The 21,014-nt window shown below is 71.9% G+C and carries 17 protein-coding genes and 1 pseudogene; 13 read left to right on the top strand and 5 right to left on the bottom strand.

Annotated features, from left to right (window positions below; genetic code table 11):
- The first annotated feature begins 13 nt into the window (after positions 1 to 13).
- The 4 genes from DDJ31_RS32870 to DDJ31_RS32855 all read left to right on the top strand — a co-directional run bounded on the left by DDJ31_RS32870 (position 14) and on the right by DDJ31_RS32855 (position 6,393).
- The gene (locus DDJ31_RS32870; RefSeq protein ID WP_127176773.1) at positions 14 to 850 is read left to right on the top strand and encodes a carbohydrate ABC transporter permease; all 837 of its coding nucleotides are present in this window, start codon (positions 14 to 16) and stop codon (positions 848 to 850) included.
- A complete protein-coding gene (locus tag DDJ31_RS32865; protein WP_127176774.1) occupies positions 847 to 3,768 on the top strand; it encodes a glycoside hydrolase family 2 TIM barrel-domain containing protein in 2,922 nt (973 codons plus the stop codon). Before DDJ31_RS32870 ends, DDJ31_RS32865 begins: the two co-directional genes overlap by 4 nt.
- A 1,147-nt stretch (positions 3,769 to 4,915) precedes the next feature.
- Positions 4,916 to 5,701, top strand: a complete 786-nt coding sequence (locus DDJ31_RS32860; RefSeq protein WP_127176775.1) for a Crp/Fnr family transcriptional regulator — start codon at positions 4,916 to 4,918, stop codon at positions 5,699 to 5,701.
- Positions 5,702 to 5,871: 170 nt separating this feature from the next.
- Complete coding sequence (locus tag DDJ31_RS32855) at positions 5,872 to 6,393, top strand: hypothetical protein (RefSeq protein WP_127176776.1); 522 nt, start codon at positions 5,872 to 5,874, stop codon at positions 6,391 to 6,393.
- A 21-nt stretch (positions 6,394 to 6,414) separates the two neighbouring features.
- Here the strand turns inward: DDJ31_RS32855 and DDJ31_RS32850 are convergent, their stop codons facing one another.
- Both DDJ31_RS32850 and DDJ31_RS32845 read right to left on the bottom strand, forming a co-directional pair.
- A complete protein-coding gene (locus DDJ31_RS32850) occupies positions 6,415 to 7,308 on the bottom strand; it encodes an oxygenase MpaB family protein (RefSeq protein WP_431026785.1) in 894 nt (297 codons plus the stop codon).
- Positions 7,309 to 7,332: 24 nt separating this feature from the next.
- On the bottom strand, positions 7,333 to 8,187 hold the full coding sequence (locus DDJ31_RS32845; protein WP_164784849.1) for a 4-hydroxybenzoate octaprenyltransferase: 855 nt from the start codon (positions 8,185 to 8,187) through the stop codon (positions 7,333 to 7,335).
- Positions 8,188 to 8,373: 186 nt separating this feature from the next.
- Here DDJ31_RS32845 and DDJ31_RS32840 point away from each other — a divergent pair, with 186 nt between their 5' ends.
- Positions 8,374 to 9,672 (top strand): L,D-transpeptidase, encoded by a 1,299-nt coding sequence (locus tag DDJ31_RS32840; protein WP_127176779.1) that lies wholly within the window; start codon positions 8,374 to 8,376, stop codon positions 9,670 to 9,672.
- A 466-nt stretch (positions 9,673 to 10,138) separates the two neighbouring features.
- Positions 10,139 to 11,539, top strand: a complete 1,401-nt coding sequence (locus DDJ31_RS32835) for a glycoside hydrolase family 16 protein (protein WP_127176780.1) — start codon at positions 10,139 to 10,141, stop codon at positions 11,537 to 11,539.
- A 177-nt stretch (positions 11,540 to 11,716) separates the two neighbouring features.
- Here DDJ31_RS32835 and DDJ31_RS32830 read toward each other — a convergent pair whose 3' ends face one another.
- Together DDJ31_RS32830 and DDJ31_RS40115 are read right to left on the bottom strand one after the other, a co-directional pair.
- A complete protein-coding gene (locus DDJ31_RS32830) occupies positions 11,717 to 12,622 on the bottom strand; it encodes a helix-turn-helix domain-containing protein (RefSeq protein WP_127176781.1) in 906 nt (301 codons plus the stop codon).
- A 93-nt stretch (positions 12,623 to 12,715) separates the two neighbouring features.
- Positions 12,716 to 12,979, bottom strand: a complete 264-nt coding sequence (locus tag DDJ31_RS40115) for a hypothetical protein (protein ID WP_164784794.1) — start codon at positions 12,977 to 12,979, stop codon at positions 12,716 to 12,718.
- On the opposite strand from DDJ31_RS40115, the pseudogene DDJ31_RS39490 reads away from it, so the two are divergent.
- The 7 genes and pseudogenes from DDJ31_RS39490 to DDJ31_RS32795 form a co-directional block, all read left to right on the top strand.
- Positions 12,875 to 13,254: pseudogene (locus tag DDJ31_RS39490) on the top strand (hypothetical protein); the annotation flags it as partial. The gene DDJ31_RS40115 and the pseudogene DDJ31_RS39490 sit on opposite strands and share 105 nt — an antisense overlap.
- A 28-nt stretch (positions 13,255 to 13,282) precedes the next feature.
- Positions 13,283 to 13,429, top strand: a complete 147-nt coding sequence (locus DDJ31_RS32820; protein ID WP_164784850.1) for a hypothetical protein — start codon at positions 13,283 to 13,285, stop codon at positions 13,427 to 13,429.
- A complete protein-coding gene (gene zwf, locus DDJ31_RS32815; protein WP_171480934.1) occupies positions 13,426 to 15,003 on the top strand; it encodes a glucose-6-phosphate dehydrogenase in 1,578 nt (525 codons plus the stop codon). Before DDJ31_RS32820 ends, zwf begins: the two co-directional genes overlap by 4 nt.
- Positions 15,000 to 15,935, top strand: a complete 936-nt coding sequence (opcA, locus tag DDJ31_RS32810) for a glucose-6-phosphate dehydrogenase assembly protein OpcA (protein ID WP_127176783.1) — start codon at positions 15,000 to 15,002, stop codon at positions 15,933 to 15,935. The genes zwf and opcA overlap by 4 nt, the downstream gene beginning before the upstream one ends.
- Positions 15,928 to 17,598 carry a glucose-6-phosphate isomerase gene (pgi, locus tag DDJ31_RS32805; RefSeq protein ID WP_127176784.1) on the top strand — a complete coding sequence of 557 codons (1,671 nt, stop codon included), beginning with the start codon at positions 15,928 to 15,930 and terminating at the stop codon, positions 17,596 to 17,598. Before opcA ends, pgi begins: the two co-directional genes overlap by 8 nt.
- Before the next feature lie 10 nt (positions 17,599 to 17,608).
- Complete coding sequence (gene gnd / locus DDJ31_RS32800) at positions 17,609 to 18,487, top strand: phosphogluconate dehydrogenase (NAD(+)-dependent, decarboxylating) (RefSeq protein ID WP_127182492.1); 879 nt, start codon at positions 17,609 to 17,611, stop codon at positions 18,485 to 18,487.
- Positions 18,488 to 18,493: 6 nt separating this feature from the next.
- On the top strand, positions 18,494 to 19,087 hold the full coding sequence (locus DDJ31_RS32795; RefSeq protein ID WP_127176785.1) for a histidine phosphatase family protein: 594 nt from the start codon (positions 18,494 to 18,496) through the stop codon (positions 19,085 to 19,087).
- Between the two features lie 49 nt (positions 19,088 to 19,136).
- Here DDJ31_RS32795 and DDJ31_RS32790 read toward each other — a convergent pair whose 3' ends face one another.
- Entirely contained in the window at positions 19,137 to 21,008 is a 1,872-nt protein-coding gene (locus tag DDJ31_RS32790; RefSeq protein ID WP_127176786.1) for a sugar phosphate isomerase/epimerase and 4-hydroxyphenylpyruvate domain-containing protein, read from the bottom strand.
- Positions 21,009 to 21,014 lie beyond the last annotated feature (6 nt).

The following is a 21,014-nucleotide window of genomic DNA, read 5'->3' as shown; positions in this document are numbered from 1 at the left end:
AGGCCCGGACCCCATGACATCCATCAAGGGAACCCGCAGCAAGGGCGTCGCCCTGCACGCCGTCCTCGTCGTCGGACTGCTCCTCTCGGCCTTCCCGTTCTACTGGGCCGTGATCATGTCGACGCACACGTCGTCGGAGATCTTCACGTACCCGCCGAACCTGCTGCCCGGCTCGCACTTCCTGGAGAACCTCCGCAGCCTCTTCGACGCCATCGACTTCTTCGGGTCGATGTGGAACTCCCTGCTCGTCGCCGTGAGCGTCACCTTCCTTGTGCTGCTGTTCGACTCGCTGGCGGCGTTCGTCTTCGCCAAGTTCGACTTCCCCGGCAAGCGGACCCTGTTCGCGACGCTGCTGCTGATCTTCATGGTGCCGGCCCAGCTCGCCGCCATCCCGCAGTTCGTGATCATGGCGAAGCTGGGCTGGATCGGCTCGATGACCTCGCTGATCGTGCCCGCGGCGGCCAACGCGTTCGGCATCTTCTGGATGCGCCAGTACATGACGGGCGCCATCCATGACGAACTGCTCGACGCCTCCCGCATCGACGGCGCCCACTTCCTGCGCCAGTACTGGCACGTCGCGCTCCCGGTGGTCAGGCCCGGCCTCGCCTTCCTCGGCATCTTCACCTTCATGGGCCAGTGGAACGACTACGCCTGGCCCCTGATCGCCCTCACCGACCCGGACAACGTGACCCTCCAGGTCGCGCTCTCCCAGCTCAACGGGACGCACGGGACCACCGACTACGGAATGGTCATGACCGGCGCGCTGCTCGCCCTGATCCCCCTGCTCATCGTGTTCGCGATCGGCGCCCGCCAGATCATCGGCGACCTCGCCAAGGGAGCCATCAAGTGACCGACCCGCTGCTCGCGCTCCGCCCCTGGCAGTCACCGGAGGTGACCTCCTGGGGGCGGCTGCCGATGAACGCCGTCGACCGGCGCACCGGCGCCGTCTCCCTGGACGGCGACTGGCGCTTCCAACTGCTGCCCGCCCCCGAAGTCCCGCCGCGGGACACCTGGTCGACGTCGGCCGTGCCGGGCGTGTGGACCATGCGGGACACCGACGACCTGCCCGCCTACCTCAACGTCCGGATGCCGTTCGCGCAGTTCCCGCCGCACACGCCGGCGGCGAACCCGACCGGCGTCCACGAGCGCGAGTTCGACGTGCCGGCCGCGTGGGCCGGACGCCGGATCGTGCTCCAGGTCGGCGCCGCCGAGAGCGTGCTCCTGGTGCACGTGGACGGGCACCCGGTCGGCATCTCCAAGGACTCCCACCTCGCCGCCGAGTTCGATCTGTCGCACCTGGTGCGCCCCGGCACGCCGAGCACCCTGCGGCTGACGGTGGTGAAGTGGTCGGACGCCTCGCACATCGAGGACCAGGACCAGTGGTGGCACGGCGGCATCACCCGCTCGGTGCTGCTGTACGCCACCGACCCGCTGCACCTCGCCGACATGGGGGTGCGGGCCGGCCGCGACGGCAGGCTGCGGGTGGACTGCCAGATCAGGGACGCCCGCGGCGCGCTGCCCGCCGGCTGGTACGTCACCGGCGACCTCGACGGCCGGCCGCTCGCCCAGGACAAGGAGTTCGACCGCGTCAACGCCGAGGACGAGCGGGTCTCCGACTTCCTCGGCGAGGCCAGGATCGAGACCGTCGTACCGGAGGTGCGGACCTGGAACGCCGAGACGCCCGAGCTGTACACGCTCACCGTGCGGCTGCACCGCGCGGACGGCACGGTCGCCGACACCGCGCGCCAGCGCGTCGGCTTCCGGGACGTCGAGGTCGTCGGCCGGGATCTGCTGGTCAACGGCGAGCGAGTGTACGTGCGCGGCGTCAACCGGCACGACTTCCACCCGCTGACCGGGCGCACCGTCTCGGCCGACGACATGCGCGCCGACCTGGTGCTGCTCAAGCGGTTCGGCTTCAACGCGATCCGCACCGCGCACTACCCGAACGACCCGGCCCTCTACGACCTCGCGGACGAACTCGGCCTCTACGTCGTCGACGAGGCGGACATCGAGTCGCACGACCACGCGCACGAGATCGCCGACGACCCGCGCTACCTGGGGGCGTTCGTCGACCGGGTGGCGCGGATGGTGCTGCGCGACAAGAACCATCCGTCCGTGATCATCTGGTCGCTCGGCAACGAGTCCGACTACGGCGCCAACCACGACGCGGCGGCCGGCTGGGTGCGCCGCCACGACCCGAGCCGTCCGCTCCAGTACGAGGGCGCCGCCAAACGCGGCTGGGCCGACCCGGACGTGGCGTCCGACATCGCCTGCCCGATGTACGCGTCGCTGGAGGAGTGCCTCGCGCACGCCCTGTCCGGGTCCCAGACCAAGCCGCTCATCCAGTGCGAGTACTCGCACGCCATGGGCAACAGCAACGGCACGCTCGCCGACCACTGGGCCGCCATCGAGGCCACCCCGGGCCTTCAGGGCGGATTCATCTGGGAGTTCTGGGACCACGGGATCCTGCAACGCGTGAGCGACGGACGACCGGCCGGGCCCGCGGGCACCGGACTCCACGCGGACGGGGTGACCGCGCCCGGCTACCGCTGGGCGTACGGCGGCGACTTCGGCGAGGCCGACCACGACGGCGCGTTCATCGCCGACGGAGTGGTGTTCCCCGACCGCACGCCCAAGCCGGTGCTGTTCGAGCACCGGGAGATCGCCGCGCCGCTGCGCATCGAGTGCTTCCGCCACGAGGGCATCGTCCTCGGCAACCACCAGCACTTCCGGGGTCTCGAATGGCTCGCGGCCCGCTGGGAGTTGGCGCTCGCCGACGGCAGGACCCTGACGGGTGAGGCCCAGCTGCCCGCGCTGCGGCCGGGTGAGACGGCCGCGGTGCCGCTGCCGTTCGAACTGCCCGACGACGGCGGCGAGGCCTGGCTGACGCTGCGGGTGACGACGGCCGAGGACCAGCCGTGGGCGCCGCGCGGCACCGAGGTGTGCACCCCGCGGGTGCGGCTGCGCGCGGCGGGAGAGCCGGCCGCGCCGGTCGCGGGCGGCGACCCGGTGCGGCTCGACGACGACGGTCTGCTGGTCCATCCGCTGCTGACGGCGGCGCCCGTGCTGTCCCTGTGGCGGGCGCCCACCGACAACGACGAGCTGGGCGGGATGGCGGCGCGCTGGCGGAGCTGGGGGCTGGACGCGCCGGTGCGCAGGCTGCTCTCGGTGGAGCGGGACGGCGAACGGGTCACCGTGGTCGCCGAGTACACGGCGAAGGCCGAAGTGGTGCGGCACCGGCAGGTGTTCACGCCGGTCGCGGGCGGGCTGCGGATCGACGAGAGCGCGGAACTGCCCGCGCGGTTCGACGACGTCGCCCGGGTCGGCTCGGTCTTCGAGACGGTGGCCGGGCTCGATCTGCTGGAGTGGTTCGGGCAGGGCCCCTGGGAGTCCTATCCGGACCGGGCGGCGGGCGCCGCGGTGGGCCATCACGCCCTGCCGGTCGACGCGTTGTTCACGCCGTACCTGCGGCCGCAGGAGAGCGGCGGCCGGCACGGGGTGCGCGCGTTCACGCTGTCGGCGCCGGACGCGACGGGGCTCAGGGTGGAGTTGGACGCGCCGCGCCAGGTGTCGGTGACCCGGTTCCGCGCCGCGGACCTGACCGCCGTCACCCACCATGACGAACTGGTGCCGCGCGCCGGGTGCGTGGTGCATCTGGACGCCGCGCACCGGGGTCTGGGGACGGCGTCCTGCGGCCCGGACACCTTCGCCTCCTACCTGGTGCCGACCGGCGTCCACCGCTGGAGCTGGACCCTACGGGCGCTGTGACGTCCTGGGCCGTCCGGTTCGGTTTTCGGGTGACGGGCGGAGAGACGAAGGTTCCTGACGCAACGTCATCCGAATAACCACATTCCGTGACCGGCGGGGTTCGACGGCGTGTGTGCACCGTATCCGAATCGCTACCCTGGGTTGTTCGGCCGCGGATTGCGGACACGCCGTCTCCCGCGGCCCGCACGGCCGGGCCGTGCGCGAGTCGGCGCACGGCCGCCGTCACCCCCCGGTCCCATTTCACGGTCGCGCACCCCCGAAGGGACCCCCAGAATCCAAGGGCAATCAATTCGGCATTTCGCCGGATCTGCCTTTTCCTGGACGGGTGAAGGGCCGGGAAACAGGGTCGGGCACGGTGTGCCCCGGCTGCGGTACCGCCCGTGATCAGCACCGCCGGGGGGCGCGTAGATTTATGCACGCTACCGCCCGTGCGCCGTACACATCGAACATTCGCCCCCAGAAGTGCGACAACAGGGGGCGCACTCGGCGACCGAATCAAACAGGTCCCGAAACAAAACCGAACCAGTGGGACAAACGAGGTCGCCGAGACAGCGCGCGATACGCCGTGCGCCGCCGTCGGGCGACAGCAATGACGGGAAAAATCCCCTCCCGTGAGGGTGTCGGAAGCACCGACCGCTACCCCACTGTGACCTTTTCCTCGCTCATGGTGTTTACTGGTTCTCGGTCTGAGCCTCGACGGGTCCAGGCCCTTTCCGGAGGCTCCGGGGTTGGTCCCCCGGGGCCTCCTTTTATCGCGGACCGGCCTCCGCAATTTCCCCGAGAAACCCCAGGAACAAATCCGAGGGAATTTCCTGATGACCCGCGCGGCCGATGTGGTCCACACCACCGGCACCGCGAAGTCGGCGTTCCCCGATCCGTGACTGGCGATTTCCTCCGGCGAAGGAGTAACGTCACCCGGAACGTCTTCACCTCGCAGCCGGACTCACCACCCGGATCGACAACGCGACGGAGAGGGCGCTGGACCCGTCGCCCGAGTGCGCGCCCCAGCCGGCGGCCGCACCCGGGATCCCGTACCTCCGAACAGAAGGACCTCAGACCGATGACCACTGGCCTGACTCCGCGTCATGACGGCCACCCGGCAGGCGCGTCCGGTCGCCCTGCCCCGCCCACCACCGGGGAGTGAGGGATGGTCCCCGACATCGGGGCGTTCCGCACCGGTGACGTGCTCAAGGGCGTCCAGACCATGCCCGCGCGCAGCTTCCTCGCCCATCTCCCGCCCGAGCTGTGGCCGTTGCTCGTCGGCTTCTGGGGACCGGTGAGCCGGGTCTACCAACGCGAGGAGACCCTGCCCACCGGCCCGCGGGACAGCGACGTGCACATCGTGCTGGGCGGCTGCGTCCGCCAGGACCGCTTCCCGTTCGCCGCCGACGACGACCCGGACGACGGCGGCGGGAGCGGCCCGCGGATCACCCGCTTCCGCGGGGTCGGCCAACTCCTCGGCGAGGCCAAGCTGATCGAGGAGCACGCGGCGGTCAGGACGACCTGCCTGACCACCACCTGGGTCATGTCCTGCTCGGCGACCCGCATGATGGCCTTCCTCACCCGCCACCCGCACTCCGAACGCGCCCTGCTGCGCAGCCTGGAGGACCGCAACCGCGACGACGAGATGGTCTACGGCACCGTCACCCGCACCCCCATGGAGCGGGTCGGCGGGCTGCTCGCGCATCTGGCCAGGATCGCCGGGACGACCGATCCGGCCCAGCCGGGCCACATCAGCGTCCTCGGCCTGAGCCAGCGCGACCTCGCGGAGGCCCTCCTGATGGGCGTCTCCACCGTGGAGGCCGCGATCCGGCGGCTGCGCACCCCCGCCAAGGGCAGCGGCCTGCCCCCGGGCGGTGTACTGCGCAGCAGGTACCGGCAGTTCGTGGTCACGGACCTGCCCGCTCTGCAACGCGTCACCAGGATCCAGTAGCCGGACCGGCGGGGCACGACCCACCGGGACGCCCCCGCCGGCCCGAACCGCCCAGGCGACCGCTCGCCCCCGCTCGCCCCCTCCCGTCTCCTCCCGCCCTCTCCCGTCCCCGCACCACGGTGGCGACCCGCCGGGTGCTGTACGCGCGTTTCACGAACGGATCACCGCAGATGATGCTCAGTTCGACCCCTCTGGCGTCCGGCGCCGCCCCGGGCCCCGTGATCGTGGGCCTGCTGTCGGGGCTGGCCGGGATCGTGCTCGCCACCCTCACCCTGCGCCACCACCGGCAGGTGTGGGCCTGGACGAGGCGGCTGCGCGCGAGCGACGACGTCGGCAAGGACCTCGAAGACCCGGCCACCTATCTCAAGGAACTCGCCGAGCACCTCAGCGAGCGCGCCCAGAAACCCTGCCGCGAGGCGGAGTTCGCGCCGCTGCACCGGCTGCGCCACCTCCTCGACGACGCCGCGGCGGACGCCGAGCCGATCCGCCCCGAACTGCGGTCCGTCGTCGAGCGGTTCGACCAGTACCTCGCCACGATGCTGCCGCCCGCGCCCATAGCGACCCGGGTCGCGGCGACCGAGCACGCCGCCCAACTGGCCACCGCCATGCGGCAGGAACAGTCTCGCGTCAAGCTGAAGGAAGCCGTCAGCGCGGCCCTCCAGAGAATCCGCGTCCTGAGCAGAACCTCCTGAGACTCCGATCGGGCCGCGACGTCAGCCCTGCCGCGCCCCCGCAAGCCGCCCGCGGGCGGCGGCCTGGATCCGGGAGGGCCCGAGGCCCCACTCCAGGGTGCGTCCGACCGCCGTCGCCACCGGCAGGTCCCAGCAGGACCTGACGGCGGCCGGACGGTGGATGCCGAGTTCGGCTCGGGCCCAGTCGGGCAGGAGCCCCACCGAGGCGTTCATCAACGGCCGTACGACCAGCCGCTCCTGACGGGTGCGCCCGAAACGGCGCAGGAACAGCAGCGCGTCCGACGCGGCCGGAGTGACCCGGAGCCCGGGACGCATCCGGGCCAGGTACCGCTCGACCTCCCGGGAGCTGCGAGGTACCTCCCGCGCGCCCAACGCCTCGGCCACCGGAGCGACTTGGCGGTAGTAGGCGTCGCACTCGGCGGGGGTCAGCCGCAGCGCCCGCGGCGCGTAGCTCTGGTGGCCGGCCAGGAAGCTGCGCACCTCCGCGGTGTGCACCCAGGTGAGCAGGTCGGGGTCGTCGGCGCGGTAGGGCCGGCCGTCGGGGGTGGTGCCGTGCACCCGGGTGTGGATCAGCCGGACGAGGTCGATCACCTCGCGGGCGGCGGCCGAGGAGCCGAAGGTGGTCGTCGTGATGAACCGTACGGTTCCGTTCAGCCGCCCGACCGGGTCGGCGCGAAAGTCGGAGTGGTCGTCGACGCCCGCCATGGCCAGCGGATGCAGCGACTGGAGCATGAGCGCGGCGAACCCGCCGGTGAGCATCCCGGTGGCCTGCCCGTGCACCCGCCACACCGGGTCACCCGGCGCGATCCCGAACAGCCCGGGATCGCCCGGCGGCCCGGCGTACCGCTCCAGCTTGAGATCCCCGCCGTGTATGACGGCCGTGAGTTCCGCCGCGATCCGGTCCCGCAGCCCCACCGGCACCTCCAGGGTCCGTGTCCCTCAGCCGAGGGTACCCACCCGCCCGGCGGGCACGGCGACCAGGATGAGCAGCCCGCAGAGGGGTCTGGTGGCGAACGCCCGCCCGCAGGCCGCGACGTCCACGGGGACGGCCCGCCGCACCTGCCGGCCCAACTGGCCCGCGACCAGGCACGGTCCGGGCCAGTACAGCGCTCCGAGCCCGGCCGGCACCCCGAACCGGGCGAGCGGCGCCACCCAGAGCGCGTACGCGACACCCACCGGTAACCGGCTGCGCCACCCGAGCAGCACGGCGGCCGACCGCACCCCGGCCCGCACATCGGCCTCCCGGTCCTGGCAGGCGTAGATCACGTCCGTCCCCACGGCCCAGCAGATCAGCGCCCCGTACCGCACCCGGCCGTCGGGCCCGAGCCCTCCGGTGAGCAGGACGTACACCAGCGGTGCCGTCCAGTTGACGGTGATCCACAGCCACAGGTGCGGCCAGTGGGTGATCCGCTTCAGGTACGGACACACCGCCGCGACGGGCGCCCCGGCCTCCACGCTCCGGAACGCCATCACCAGCGGAGCGAATGCCCTCACCGCGCCACAGAACGCCACCGCCCGCCCGGCCGCGAGCCGCCCGGAGGCGACGGGCCTGCCGGCGGTACGCGGCACCTGCGCGTCGAACCGCGCGTCCGGCACGTCGTTGAGCCCGCAGGCGGCCCCTCCGGACAGCGCCCCGTACCCCAGGAGCAGCGGCCCGAGCACGATCCCGTCCCCGGGGCCCGCGAGCGCTGCCACGGCGATCCAGGGGACCACCAGCAGCCAGGTCCCCACCGGCCGGTCGAGCCGCAGCAGCTCCGGATACGCCCGCACCCCGGCGGGGCCCGCCCCACCCACCGGCCGGCACGGCTCCGCGCCGCCCACTCCCCCACGGCCCCGACCGTCCCGGGGCCGGTGCCCAGCGCCTCCCCCGGGCCGTCCTCACGGAAATCTCAGAGAGGCGGGGGTGGATTCACAGGTTCGACCCATGTACGGGGCGCAGGATGCAGCCACGACAGGTGGAATATCCCAGAAAGGTCTGCCGTGGGCGTCTCGCACATATCCAGCCGGTCCGAGGAGCAGCCGGAGAGGTGGTCCCGGCGCGGGGTGCTGGCCGCGCTCGGCGTGTCCTCGGCCGCCGTCCTCACCGGGTGCGCCGGCGCGGCCGGTGCCGCCGAGGGGACGTCAGGGACGACGGCGCCCGGTGCCGCGGCCGCTTCCGGGGCCGGGTCCGCGTCCGCCTCCGCCTCCCCCTCCGCTTCGGCGAAGGCCACGGCGGCTCGGCAGCCGGTCCTCACGGTCACCCCCGCCGACGGCACCAGGAAGGCCGCCTTCACCCGGCCCGTCGAGGTGACCGTCGCCCACGGCACCCTCGCCTCCGTGCGGGTGACCGGCAACGACGGCTCCACCCTGGCCGGCTCCCTCGACGACGCCGGGACCACCTGGACGTCGGCCGCGCACCCCTACTCCGGGACCAAGTACACCGTGACCGCCCAGGTCAGCGGCGGTGCCACGCACACCTCGACCTTCACGACCAAGGCGCCGGGCGCGACCTTCGTCGGGAACTTCACACCCGAGGCGGGCTCGACCTCGGGCGTGGGCATGCCGGTGTCGCTGAACTTCACGCACGCCGTCGCGGACCGGGCCGCCGTCCAGAAGGCGATCACGGTGACCGCGGAGCCGGCCGTCGAGGTGGTCGGCCACTGGTTCAGCGACACCCGCCTGGACTTCAGGCCCGAGACGTACTGGGCGGCCGGCACGGAGATCACCCTCACCCTGCGGCTGAAGGACGTCGAGGGCGCGGACGGGGTCTACGGCGTCCAGTCCAAGACCGTCACCTTCCGCATCGGGCGCGAGCAGATCTCCACGGTCGACCTCTCCAGCAAGGAGATGACGGTCAGGCGCGACGGCGCGCGGACCGCCACCTACCCGGTCACCGGCGGCGACTCCGCACACACCACCTGGTCCGGGATCATGGTGATCAGCGAGCGGTTCGAGCAGACCCGTATGCAGTCCTCGACGGTCGGGCTCGGCGACGAGTACGACATCGCCGACGTCCCGCACGCCCAGCGCCTCACCACGTCAGGCACCTTCATCCACGGCAACTACTGGGCGGCCGACTCGGTGTTCGGCGGCCGCAACAGCAGCCACGGCTGTGTCGGCCTGCACGACACCAAGGGGGCGGGCGACAGCTCGGTGGCCGGCTACAAGTTCTACGAGAGTTCGATGCTCGGCGACGTCGTGATCGTGAAGAACTCGGGCGACAGGACCGTGAACCCGGCCAACGGCCTCAACGGCTGGAACCTCTCCTGGGCACGCTGGAAGGCGGGAAGCGCGATCTGACGCGGCACGCCAGGCGCCGATGCCCTGGCGTTCGGTGTCCTGACGTCCGGTGGGTGGCGTCAGGCGCCTGGCGTCCGGCGTCCAGTGCGTGGCGTCAGGCGCCTGGCGTTCGACGTCCGACGTCCGACGTCCGACGTCCGACGTTCGGCGCCCAACGTCCGGCGTCCGGTGCCCGACTCCGACGCCTGGCGTCACACCCTCCGCCGCCTCACCGGGGTCCCGTCGAATCGGCGGGGCCCCGTCTTCGACGCCGGGCGCGGGCCCGGCCCGCGGTCGGGCGCCTTCCGCCCCCTTCATACCCTTCATGGGGTGAACTCCCCCTCGACAAAAGGGTTTTCTTCGCTTTACCTCTTGACGACGGCAGTGCCGGAGAGCACATTGGCGGCACTTTGAGAGCGCTCTCAGGACGTTCGGCGAAGCTCTCGACCGCACCCGCGCACCCACTCCGTACCCAGGAGGCACCCCCATGCGTGACACCTCCGTCACCCCTCACAGACCGCGCCCGCTGCGACGGGTGCTCGTCGCCGCGTTCGCCACCCTCGGGCTGGCGGCCGCCGCCGCCACGGTCTCCGCGCCCTCGGCCGACGCCTCCGCGCCCACGCCTCCCAGCGGCTGGTCGCAGGTGTTCCTCGACGACTTCAACGGCACCGCGGGCACCGGCGTGTCCACCAGCAACTGGCAGTACGACCTCGGCACCTCGTACCCCGGCGGCGCCGCCAACTGGGGCACGGGCGAGGTCGAGACGATGACGAACTCGACCAACAACGTCTCCCTGGACGGCAGCGGCAACCTGCGCATCACCCCGCTGCGCGACTCGGCCGGGCGCTGGACCTCGGGCCGGATCGAGACCAACCGCACCGACTTCCAGCCGCCGGCCGGCGGCAAGCTGCGGGTCGAGGCCCGCATCCAGATGCCCAACGTCACCGGCGTCGCGGCCGAGGGCTACTGGCCGGCGTTCTGGATGCTCGGCGCTCCGTACCGCGGCAACTACCAGAACTGGCCCGGCGTGGGCGAGTTGGACATCATGGAGAACGTCCAGGGCCTCAACAAGGTCTGGGCGACGCTGCACTGCGGCACCAACCCGGGCGGCCCGTGCAACGAGACGACCGGCATCGGCAACTCCACCGCGTGTCCCGGCAGCACCTGCCAGTCCGGCTTCCACACGTACAGCATGGAGTGGGACCGCTCGGTCAGCCCCGAGGCGCTCCGCTTCTACGTCGACGGCGTCAACTACCACACGGTGACGGCCTCCCAGGTCGACGCGACCACCTGGGCGAACGCCACCAACCACGGGTACTTCATCATCCTGAACGTGGCGATGGGCGGCGGGTTCCCCGACGCGTTCGGCGGCGGCCTCGACGGCGACACCCAGCCGGGCCACCCGATGCTGGTCGACTACGTCCAGGTGCTCCAGTCGGGTAGCGGCGGCGGCACCACCCCGCCGCCGACCGGCAACCGTGACGCGTACAGCCCGATCCAGGCCGAGTCCTACGACAGCCAGTCGGGCAGCACCACGGAGACCACCACGGACACCGGCGGCGGCCAGAACATCGGCTCGCTCGCCAACGGCGACTGGGCGCTCTACAAGGGCGTCAAGTTCGGTTCCACGGCGGCCACCCAGTTCTACGCGCGGGTCGCGAGCGGCGCGGGCGCGAACGTGAGCGGTCTCGTCGAGGTCCGCCTCGACAGCCGGACGGCCACCCCGGTCGGCAGCTTCGCGCTGGCCAACACGGGCGGCTGGCAGTCCTGGCGGACCGTCCCGGCGAACATCAGCTCGGTGACGGGCACCCACGACGTGTATCTCACCTTCACCAGCGGCCAGTCGGCGGACTTCGTCAACGTCAACTGGTTCGACTTCGGCCACTGACGCGGTAGCGGCAGAGCCCGCCGTTCCCTGGTGACATGCCAGGGGACGGCGGGCTCTCCGCTTCTCCGGTTCCTTCTCCGGTTCCTTTTCCGTCAACGAGGTCGACCGGGCGAGGATGCAATTCCCCCTGCTTTGGACGGGAGTTGGACGGGAGTTGGGTGGGCGGCACGGTCCCGGTCAGCGCAGCTCGGCGCGGAACCCGGCCGGCGTCCGCTCGGTGTGCTGCTGGAAGAACCGGGAGAAGTTCGCCGGGTCGGGGAAGCCGACCGCCGCGCCGACCCGGCCGATGGACAGCTCGGTGTGGGCGAGGAGGCGCTTGGCCTCCAGGACGACGCGTTTGTCGATGAAGCCCTTGGGTGTCTCCCCGGTGGCGGCGCGGACCGCGCGGACCAGGGTGCGGCGGGAGCAGCCGAGCGTGTCGGCGTAGCCGCTGACGCTGTGGCGGGTGGCGAAGTCCCGTTCCACGGCGTCCCTGAAGAGGGTGAAGACGGTGTCGCCCTGCCGGCGGGCCGCCTCCGCCGAGCTGGCCGCGAGATGGGCGAGGCGCAGCAGGAACGCGGTGAGGGTGTGCCGCAGGACCGAGGTGTGCAGGCTCAGCGGCAGGGTCGTGCCGTCCTCGTACTCGCGGCGCAGTTGGGCGAGGGCGGCGCGCAGGGCGGCGAGCTGCGCCGGGTCGGGGCCGAGCAGCGGCGGCAGGTCGTAGCGGTAGAGGCCGGTGGCCTCGACGGTGGCGCGGGGCAGGAATCCGGGCTGCATGGTGAGCACGGTGCCGTGGTACTCGCTGGTGCGGGAGAAGCGGTGGACCTGTCCTGGGCGGATCCACAGCAGGTCGCCCGCCGTGGCCTCGTACTCCGCGAAGTCGATCATGTGGCGGACCGGGCCGCCGTCGAAGAGCATCACGACATGGAAGTCGATGCGGTGGACGCGGTGCAACGGGGCATCCGCGTGCCAGGTGCGGTCCGCGCCCATGGGTCCGACCTGCATGCCGACACCGCACACGCTCAGTTCGGCAGGGAAGGGGAACGTTCTGATGGCGTCCGCTCCGCCGCCACCGTCCACGCCTCGGATGGTTCTGTCCGCCATGTCCTTCTCGTGCCGCCTCGTCCACGTGCCCGGGGTGGGTGGGTGTCCCACTTTCACCACAGGCTGGCACACGCCGACCTACCCCCAGAAAAATCAGACTTTTAAGGTTGAACACAAAAGGCCCGCCGTCCCGCCCCGATCGAGGATTTCTTGAAGATGACCACGCAGGGGCGGGACGCCCTGGACGCCCTCGACGCCCTCGACGCCCTCGACGCCCTCGCACGGATCGAACTCGATCGGCGTGCCGTCGCGCCGGCGGGCGGTCCGCTGCCCGGGGCCGACCCGTACGGCCGAACGGTCCACCGCGGTGTCCGCGAGTTCGCGGTGGCCGCCGAGCCGAACGGCGTGGCCCCGCACGGCCTCGCGCTCACCCGGCAGGGCGTACCGGGGTACGCGCGCCGTCCGGAGGCGGCGCGCGCGGGTTCCGCCGCCGTGGGCGCGGGCGCGGGTCGCCGTCGAGGCGGGAGCGGCGCTGACGTGGTACCGGTTCGTAGGGGGCGCGGTCCGCGCCGTCTCCCTCGGCCGCCGAGCGGGGTCGGGCCGACGCCGAGACCCTGTTCACCGAGTTCGGCCTCACCGCCGAGAACGTCGCCGAGGCGGCCCGGGAATCCCTCGCCGTCGCGCGTGGTTGACCCGACCGCCGGAAAGAAGATGATCACTGTGACCGAAGCAACCGCGACCGCGGGAGCACGGGGGCGCCTCGCCGACGGACGGGACGAGGGCCTCGCCCCGTCCGGGACGGCCGGGCAGGAGCCGCCGGCCGCCGTCGGCACATCACTGGAGAACAAGGGGGGCGACCCGGAATGACCACTGCTCCTGGGGTTTCCGGGACCGCGGGTGCGGCCGTGAGCGCCGACGCCGAGTGGGAGAACCCGCTGCGCGATCCGCGCGACCGCCGGCTGCCGCATGTCGCGGGCCCCTCCGGGCTCGTCATCTTCGGCGTCACCGGCGACCTGTCCCGCAAGAAGTTGATGCCGGCCGTCTACGACCTCGCCAACCGCGGACTGCTGCCGCCCGGCTTCTCGCTGGTCGGCTTCGCCCGCCGGGACTGGGCCGACCAGGACTTCGCGCAGGTCGTCCACGACGCCGTGCGCGAGCACTCCCGCACCCCGTTCCGCGAGGAGGTGTGGCAGCAGCTGGCCGAGGGGATGCGGTTCATCCCCGGCGACTTCGACGACGACAGCGCGTTCAAGCTGTTGAAGCAGACCGTCGACGAACTGGACGCGGCCCGCGGCACCAGCGGCAACTACGCCTTCTACCTCTCGGTCCCGCCGAAGTTCTTCCCGAAGGTCGTCGAGCAGCTGAAGCGGCACGGCCTCGCCGACACGCCCGAGGGTTCCTGGCGGCGCGCGGTCATCGAGAAGCCGTTCGGCCGCGATCTGGAGAGCGCCCGCGAGCTGAACGCGCTCGTGCACGACGTGTTCGCGCCCGACCAGGTCTTCCGGATCGACCACTACCTCGGCAAGGAGACCGTCCAGAACATCCTGGCGCTCCGCTTCGCCAACCAGATGTACGAGCCCATCTGGAACCGGTCGTACGTCGACCACGTCCAGATCACGATGGCCGAGGACATCGGCATCGGCGGCCGGGCCGGGTACTACGACGGCATCGGCGCCGCCCGTGACGTCATCCAGAACCACCTGCTCCAGCTCCTCGCGCTCACCGCCATGGAGGAGCCGCTCGCGTTCGACGCGGAGTCGCTGCTCACCGAGAAGCTGAAGGTGCTCAGGTCGGTGCGGCTGCCGGACGACCTGGGTGCGCACACCGTGCTCGCCCAGTACGCGACCGGCTGGCAGGGCGGCGAGAAGGTCGTCGGCTATCTGGACGAGACCGGCATCGACCGCGCGTCGCGGACCGACACGTACGCGGCCGTGAGGCTGGAGGTGGACAACAGGCGCTGGGCGGGCGTCCCCTTCTACCTGCGCACCGGCAAGCGGCTCGGCCGCAGGGTCACCGAGATCGCGGTGGTCTTCCAGCGGGCCCCGCACTCCCCCTTCGACGCCGCCGCCACCGAGGAGCTGGGCGAGAACGCGATCGTCTTCCGTGTCCAGCCCGACGAGGGCATGACCGTCCGGTTCGGCTCCAAGGTGCCCGGCACCTCGACCGAGATCAGGGACGTGTCGATGGACTTCGCCTACGGCGAATCCTTCACCGAGTCCAGCCCGGAGGCGTACGAGCGGCTCATCCTCGATGTGCTGCTCGGGGACGCCAACCTGTTCCCGCGCGTGGAGGAAGTGGAAGAGTCCTGGAAGATCCTCGACCCGATCGAGGAGTACTGGGCACGGAACGGCACACCCGCGCAGTACCCCTCGGGAACCTGGGGACCGAAGGAAGCCGACGAGATGCTCGCACGAGACGGACGGAGCTGGCGCAGGCCATGAAGATCGACCTGACCGACACCACGGCAAGCAAGATCAACAAGGCGCTGGTGGAGGGTCGCCGCGCCATCGGCACCCCCGCCGTGGGCATGGTCCTGACGATGGTCATCGTCACGGACGAGGAGAACGCCTACGACGCGATCAAGGCGTCCGAGGAGGCGTCGCACGAACACCCCTCACGGACCCTGGTCGTCATCAAGCGGCACGCCCGCAGCCCGCGCGACCGCACCACGTCCCGGCTGGACGCCGAGGTGCGGGTCGGCGCCGACGCGGGCACCGGCGAGACGGTGGTGCTGCGCACCTACGGCGAGGTCTCCGAACACGCCGACTCGGTCGTCCTGCCACTGCTGCTGCCGGACGCGCCGGTCGTGGTGTGGTGGCCGGCCGACGGCCCCGAGGTGCCCGCCAAGGACCCGCTCGGCGCGCTCGCCCAGCGCCGGATCACCGACCTGTACACCGTCGAACGCCCGCTGGAGGCCCTCGACGCCCGCGCCCACGCCTACACGCCGGGCGACACCGACCTGGCCTGGACCCGGCTCACCCCGTGGCGCTCGATGCTGGCCGCGGCCCTCGACCAGGCCCGGGTGCCGGTGACCTCGGCGGCCGTGGAGAGCGAGGCCGACAACCCGGCCGCGGAGCTGCTCGCCCGCTGGCTGGAGGCCCGGCTGAAGGTGAAGGTCGACCGGGTCGACACCGAAGGACCCGTGGTGACGGCCGTACGGCTGGGCACCGCGGGCGGCGAGATCGTCATCGACCGCCCCGAGGGCCCGCTCGCCACCCTCACCCTGCCCAAGCAGCCGCCCCGCACCCTGGCGCTCAAGGTGCGCACCACCTCCGAACTCATCGCGGAGGAACTGCGGCGCCTGGACGCCGACGAGATGTACGCCGTCGCCCTGCGGGGCGAGGCTTTCAAGGAGACGCCCGCCCATGCCTGACAGCCCGTCCCATCCGCCGACCGGTTTCCCGACGCTCACCCGGCGCCCCGAGTGGACCGCCCTGGAGGACCACAGGGCCGAGGGCCAGCCGGGGTTGCGGGAGCTGTTCGCGGCCGACCCCGAACGCGCGCAGCGGTACGTGGCGCGCGTGGGCGACCTGTACGTCGACTACTCCAAGCACCTGGTCACCGACACGACCCTGGCCCTGCTCCAGGAACTCGCCACCGCCACCGGGGTGTTCGACCTGCGGGACGCGATGTTCCGTGGGGAGAGGATCAACACGACCGAGGACCGGGCCGTCCTGCACACCGCGTTGCGGGCGCCGCGGGACGCGGTGGTCGAGGTGGACGGGGAGAACGTGGTGCCGGCCGTGCACGCGGTCCTCGACAGGATGGCCGCGTTCGCGGACCGGGTGCGTTCCGGCGCCTGGACGGGCCACACCGGGCGGCGGATCAGGAACGTCGTGAACATCGGGATCGGCGGTTCCGACCTGGGCCCGGCGATGGCGTACGAGGCGTTGCGGGCCTATACGGCGCGGGAGTTGACGTTCCGGTTCGTGTCGAACGTGGACGGGGCGGACCTGCACGAGGCGACGCGGGATCTGGACCCGGCGGAGACGCTGTTCGTCGTCGCGTCCAAGACGTTCACCACGATCGAGACGATCACCAACGCGACCTCGGCCCGCGCCTGGCTCCTGGAGGGGCTCGGCGGGGACGAGAAGGCCGTCGCCCGGCACTTCGTGGCGCTGTCGACGAACGAGGAGAAGGTCACCGGTTTCGGGATCGACCCGGAGAACATGTTCGCGTTCTGGGACTGGGTCGGGGGCCGGTACTCCTTCGACTCGGCCATCGGTCTCTCGCTGATGATCGCGGTGGGCCCGGACCGGTTCCGGGAGCTGCTCGACGGCTTCCACCTGGTGGACGAGCACTTCAGGACCGCGCCCGCCGAGTCCAACGTGCCGCTGCTGCTGGGGCTGCTGGGGATCTGGTACGGCAACTTCCACGACGCGCAGTCGCACGCGGTGCTGCCCTACAGCCACTACCTGTCGAGGTTCACCGCCTACCTCCAGCAGCTCGACATGGAGTCCAACGGGAAGTCGGTGCAGCGTGACGGGCGGCCGGTGCAGTGGCAGACCGGGCCCGTGGTGTGGGGCACGCCCGGCACCAACGGGCAGCACGCCTACTACCAGCTGATCCATCAGGGCACCAAGCTGATCCCGGCGGACTTCATCGGCTTCGCCGAGCCGGTGGCCGGGCTGAGCGGTGAACTGAAGGCGCAGCACGACCTGTTGATGGCGAACTTCTTCGCCCAGACCCAGGCCCTCGCCTTCGGCAAGACCCCCGACGAGGTCCGCGCCGAAGGCGTCCCCGAGGAACTCGTCCCGCACAAGACGTTCAAGGGCGGCCACCCCACCACCACCGTCCTCGCCCGCGAACTCACCCCGTCCGTACTGGGCCAGCTCATCGCCCTCTACGAGCACAAGGTGTTCGTCCAGGGCGCCGTCTGGCACATCGACTCCTTCGACCAGTGGGGCGTCGAGCTGGGCAAGGTCCTCGCCAAGCGCGTCGAACCCGCCCTCACGGACGGCGTGGACGTCCCCGGTCTCGACCCCTCCACCCGCGCTCTCGTGGCCGCCTACCGCGACCTGAAGGAAGTGAACTGACATGACAGCCATGCAGCTGGGCCTGGTCGGTCTCGGCAAGATGGGTGGCAACATGCGCGAGCGGATCCGCCGCGCCGGCCACACCGTCGTCGGCTACGACCGCAACCCCGAGGTCACCGATGTGAAGGACCTTGCCGAACTCGTCGAGAAGCTCCAAGCGCCGCGCGTGGTCTGGGTGATGGTCCCGGCGGGCCCGGTCACCCAGTCGGTCGTCGACGAACTCGGCGGGCTCCTCGAAGCGGGCGACGTCGTCGTGGACGGCGGCAACTCCCGCTGGACGGACGACGAGAAGCACGCGGAGCAGCTCGGCGCCAAGGGCATCGGCTTCGTCGACGCCGGTGTCTCCGGCGGTGTGTGGGGGCTCCAGAACGGCTACGCGCTGATGGTCGGCGGCGACAAGGAGCACGTCGAGCGGCTCCAGCCGATCTTCGAGGCGCTCAAGCCGGAAGGCCCGTACGGCTATGTCCACGCGGGCAAGGTGGGCGCGGGGCACTTCTCCAAGATGGTCCACAACGGCATCGAGTACGCCATGATGCAGGCCTACGCCGAGGGCTGGGAGCTGCTGGAGAAGGTCGACTCGGTCACCGACGTCCGCGAGGTCTTCCGGTCCTGGCAGGACGGCACGGTCATCCGGTCCTGGCTGCTCGACCTGGCCGTGCACGCCCTGGACGCCGACGAGCACCTCGACAAGCTGAAGGGCTTCGCCGAGGACTCGGGTGAGGGCCGCTGGACCGTCGAGGCGGCCATCGACAACGCCGTGCCGCTGCCCGCGATCACCGCGTCGCTCTTCGCGCGGTTCGCCTCACGCCAGGACGACTCGCCGCAGATGAAGATGGTCGCGGCGCTGCGCAACCAGTTCGGCGGGCACGCCGTCGAGTCGAAGGAGTAAGACACCGTGGGGGACCTGTTGTTGGTCCGCCACGGCGAGACGGAGTGGAGCGTGTCGGGCCGGCACACCAGCTGGACCGACCTGCCCCTCACCTCCCACGGTGAGGAACAGGCCAAGTCCCTCGTTCCGCTCCTCTCGTCGCGGACCTGGGCGCTGGTGCTGACCAGCCCACTGGAAAGGGCCGTCCGCACGGCCGAACTCGCGGGCCTCGGCGGGGCGGTGGCGGAGCCCGACCTGCACGAGTGGGACTACGGCGGCTACGAGGGCGTCACCACCGTCGACATCCACCGGACCCGGCCCGACTGGGACCTGTGGCGCGACGGTGTGCCGCCGGGACCCGAGGGCCACCCCGGCGAGTCACCGGCCGAGGTCGGCGCCCGCGCCGACCGGGTGCTGGCCCGGGTGGACGAGGTGCTGTCCGGCTCCACGGGCGATGTGGTGCTGGTGGCGCACGCCCACTTCCTGCGCGTCCTGACCGCGCGCCGTCTCGGACTCCCGCCCGCCGAGGGCCGGTTGTTCCAGCTCGCGACCGGCACGGTGAGCCGGCTGTCGACGGAGCACGACCGCCCGGTGATCGCGGAGTGGAACGTGCGGGCGTAGGGCGCCCGCGCCGGACCCGGCCCGGCCCGGCCCGGCGGGCTCCGGTGCGTCAGCCGCCGAGGTGGCGGGCGCCGTGCTGGGCCGCCAGCCGGACGGGGGCGTCGGGTGCGCCGTAGCCCGGGTGGTCCCCGTCCCGCTGCACCAGTTCGAAGAAGACCCGGCCGACGGTCAGGGTGTAGCAGTGCCTCAACTCGCCCCGCCCGTCACGGTCGTAGAGGATGCCGAGGTCGCGGTAGGTCCGGCACTCGTCGTCCGGCAGGCCGTAGCGGGCGGCGAGGTCGTCGTAGTAGTTCGCCGGGATCGCGAGGAGCCGGCCGCCCGCCGCGCGGAAGCGGCGGGCCGCGGCGACGACATCGGCGGTGGCCAGCGCGATGTGCTGGGCGTGCGCGGTGTCGTCGGCGGGCCCGGGGCCCACCGACAGGGCGATCCGTACACGCCCCGCCGGGTCGCTCACGGCGCGGCTGCGCAGCAGTCCGTAGGGGTCTGCGAGGTCGACGCTCTCCCGCGCGTCGAGCCCGAGGACGCCGCGGTGGAAGAGGACGGCCTCGTCGAACTGGTGCCAGGGCTGGCTGAGGGCGAGGTGATCGACCCGGAGCGGGCCCGGGACGGCGGCCGAGGTGTCCCCCGGTGCGGCGGCCGGGCTCCGGTCAGGGCCGATGGTCTCTCCGGTCACCGGGAGATCCTCGAAGTCGGTCCGCCAGTCGGGGAGTTCGGGGTGGCCGGTGGCGCAGAAGAAGAGTTCCGTGCCGTCCGGTGCCGCGACCGCATCGAGCGGGGTGTCCCCAGGGGCGCGGCGGCGCGGCAGGACCGGGGCGAGCAGGGCCTCGGCGCGGCGGGCGGCGCCTGCCGGGTCGGGGAACTCCAGGCCGATCGCGGCGAGTTGGGTGCCGTCCCTGCGGGCCGCGCCCGCGGTGTTGACCAGGATCCGGGCCTCGCCCCGCTGCCAGAGGTCGACGGGCTTGCCGCGGTGCCGGGCGGTGCGGGCGAAGCCGAGGGCGCCCAGTACGGCGGTGACGGGTTCGGCGTCGGGGGTGACGAGCTCGGCGAAGGCGATGCCGGTGGGGACCACCGGCGCGGGCAACTCGACGCGGCCGACGGCCTCTTGGAGGACGAGCAGCGAGCGGTGCGCGTCGACGGCGGTGGGTCCCGCCTCGGCCTGCCGGACGACGTCGTTGAAGACTTCGAGGGAGAGCGGTCCGGTGTATCCGGCGCGCAGTACGTGCCGGAGCAGCCCGGCGACGTCGAAGCCGCCCTGGCCGGGGAAGCAGCGGTAGTGACGGCTCCACTGGAGGACGTCCATGGCGAGCGGCGGGGCGTCGGCGAGCTGGAGGAAGAAGATCTTCTCGCCGGGGATGTCCTCGATGCCCCGGGGGTCCGATCCCCTGGACAGGATGTGGAAGCTGTCCAGGCAGGTGCCGAGCGCGGGGTGGCCGGCCGTCTCGACGATGCGCCAGGCGTGGTCGTAGGTGGAGACGTGCCGGCCCCAGGCCAGCGCCTCGTAGGCGACCCGGACGCCGAACTCCTGGGCGAGGTCGGCGAGTCGGGCGAGCTGGCCGGCGGCGAGGGCGTCGTCGTCGACGGCGTGCGGGGAGACGCTCGAACAGACCAGGACGGTGTCGGTGCCGAGGCGGTTCATCAGCTCGAACTTGTGCCGGGCGCGGCGCAGGTTGGCGGCGAAGAGGTCGGCGGGCACCGCCTCGATGTCGCGCATCGGCTGGTAGAGGTCGATGGTGAGGCCGAGGTCGGCGCAGCGGGCACGGATCTCGGTGGCGTCGAGCGGGCTGGCGAGGAGGTCGTTCTCGAAGATCTCGACGCCGTCGAAGCCGGCCCGCGCGGCGGCGGTCAGCTTCTCGGTGAGGGAGCCGCTGAGGGAGACGGTGGCGACGCAGGTGCGCGGCGGGGCGGGCTTGGCGGTGGGCATGGTCTA

Origin of the sequence: Streptomyces griseoviridis, assembly GCF_005222485.1 — a bacterium.
GTDB lineage: Bacteria > Actinomycetota > Actinomycetes > Streptomycetales > Streptomycetaceae > Streptomyces > Streptomyces hintoniae.
The sequence above is the reverse complement of the archived record's forward strand: the minus strand, read 5'-3'. Positions and strand labels throughout refer to the sequence as shown.

Coding starts and splice junctions, on each gene's coding strand:
- DDJ31_RS32870 (WP_127176773.1), top strand. CDS start 14: ATGACATCCATCAAGGGAACCCGCAGCAAGGGCGTCGCCCTGCACGCC.
- DDJ31_RS32860 (WP_127176775.1), top strand. CDS start 4,916: ATGGTCCCCGACATCGGGGCGTTCCGCACCGGTGACGTGCTCAAGGGC.
- DDJ31_RS32855 (WP_127176776.1), top strand. CDS start 5,872: ATGATGCTCAGTTCGACCCCTCTGGCGTCCGGCGCCGCCCCGGGCCCC.
- DDJ31_RS32835 (WP_127176780.1), top strand. CDS start 10,139: ATGCGTGACACCTCCGTCACCCCTCACAGACCGCGCCCGCTGCGACGG.
- DDJ31_RS32830 (WP_127176781.1), bottom strand. CDS start 12,622: ATGGCGGACAGAACCATCCGAGGCGTGGACGGTGGCGGCGGAGCGGAC.
- zwf (WP_171480934.1), top strand. CDS start 13,426: ATGACCACTGCTCCTGGGGTTTCCGGGACCGCGGGTGCGGCCGTGAGC.
- opcA (WP_127176783.1), top strand. CDS start 15,000: ATGAAGATCGACCTGACCGACACCACGGCAAGCAAGATCAACAAGGCG.
- pgi (WP_127176784.1), top strand. CDS start 15,928: ATGCCTGACAGCCCGTCCCATCCGCCGACCGGTTTCCCGACGCTCACC.
- gnd (WP_127182492.1), top strand. CDS start 17,609: ATGCAGCTGGGCCTGGTCGGTCTCGGCAAGATGGGTGGCAACATGCGC.
- DDJ31_RS32790 (WP_127176786.1), bottom strand. CDS start 21,008: ATGCCCACCGCCAAGCCCGCCCCGCCGCGCACCTGCGTCGCCACCGTC.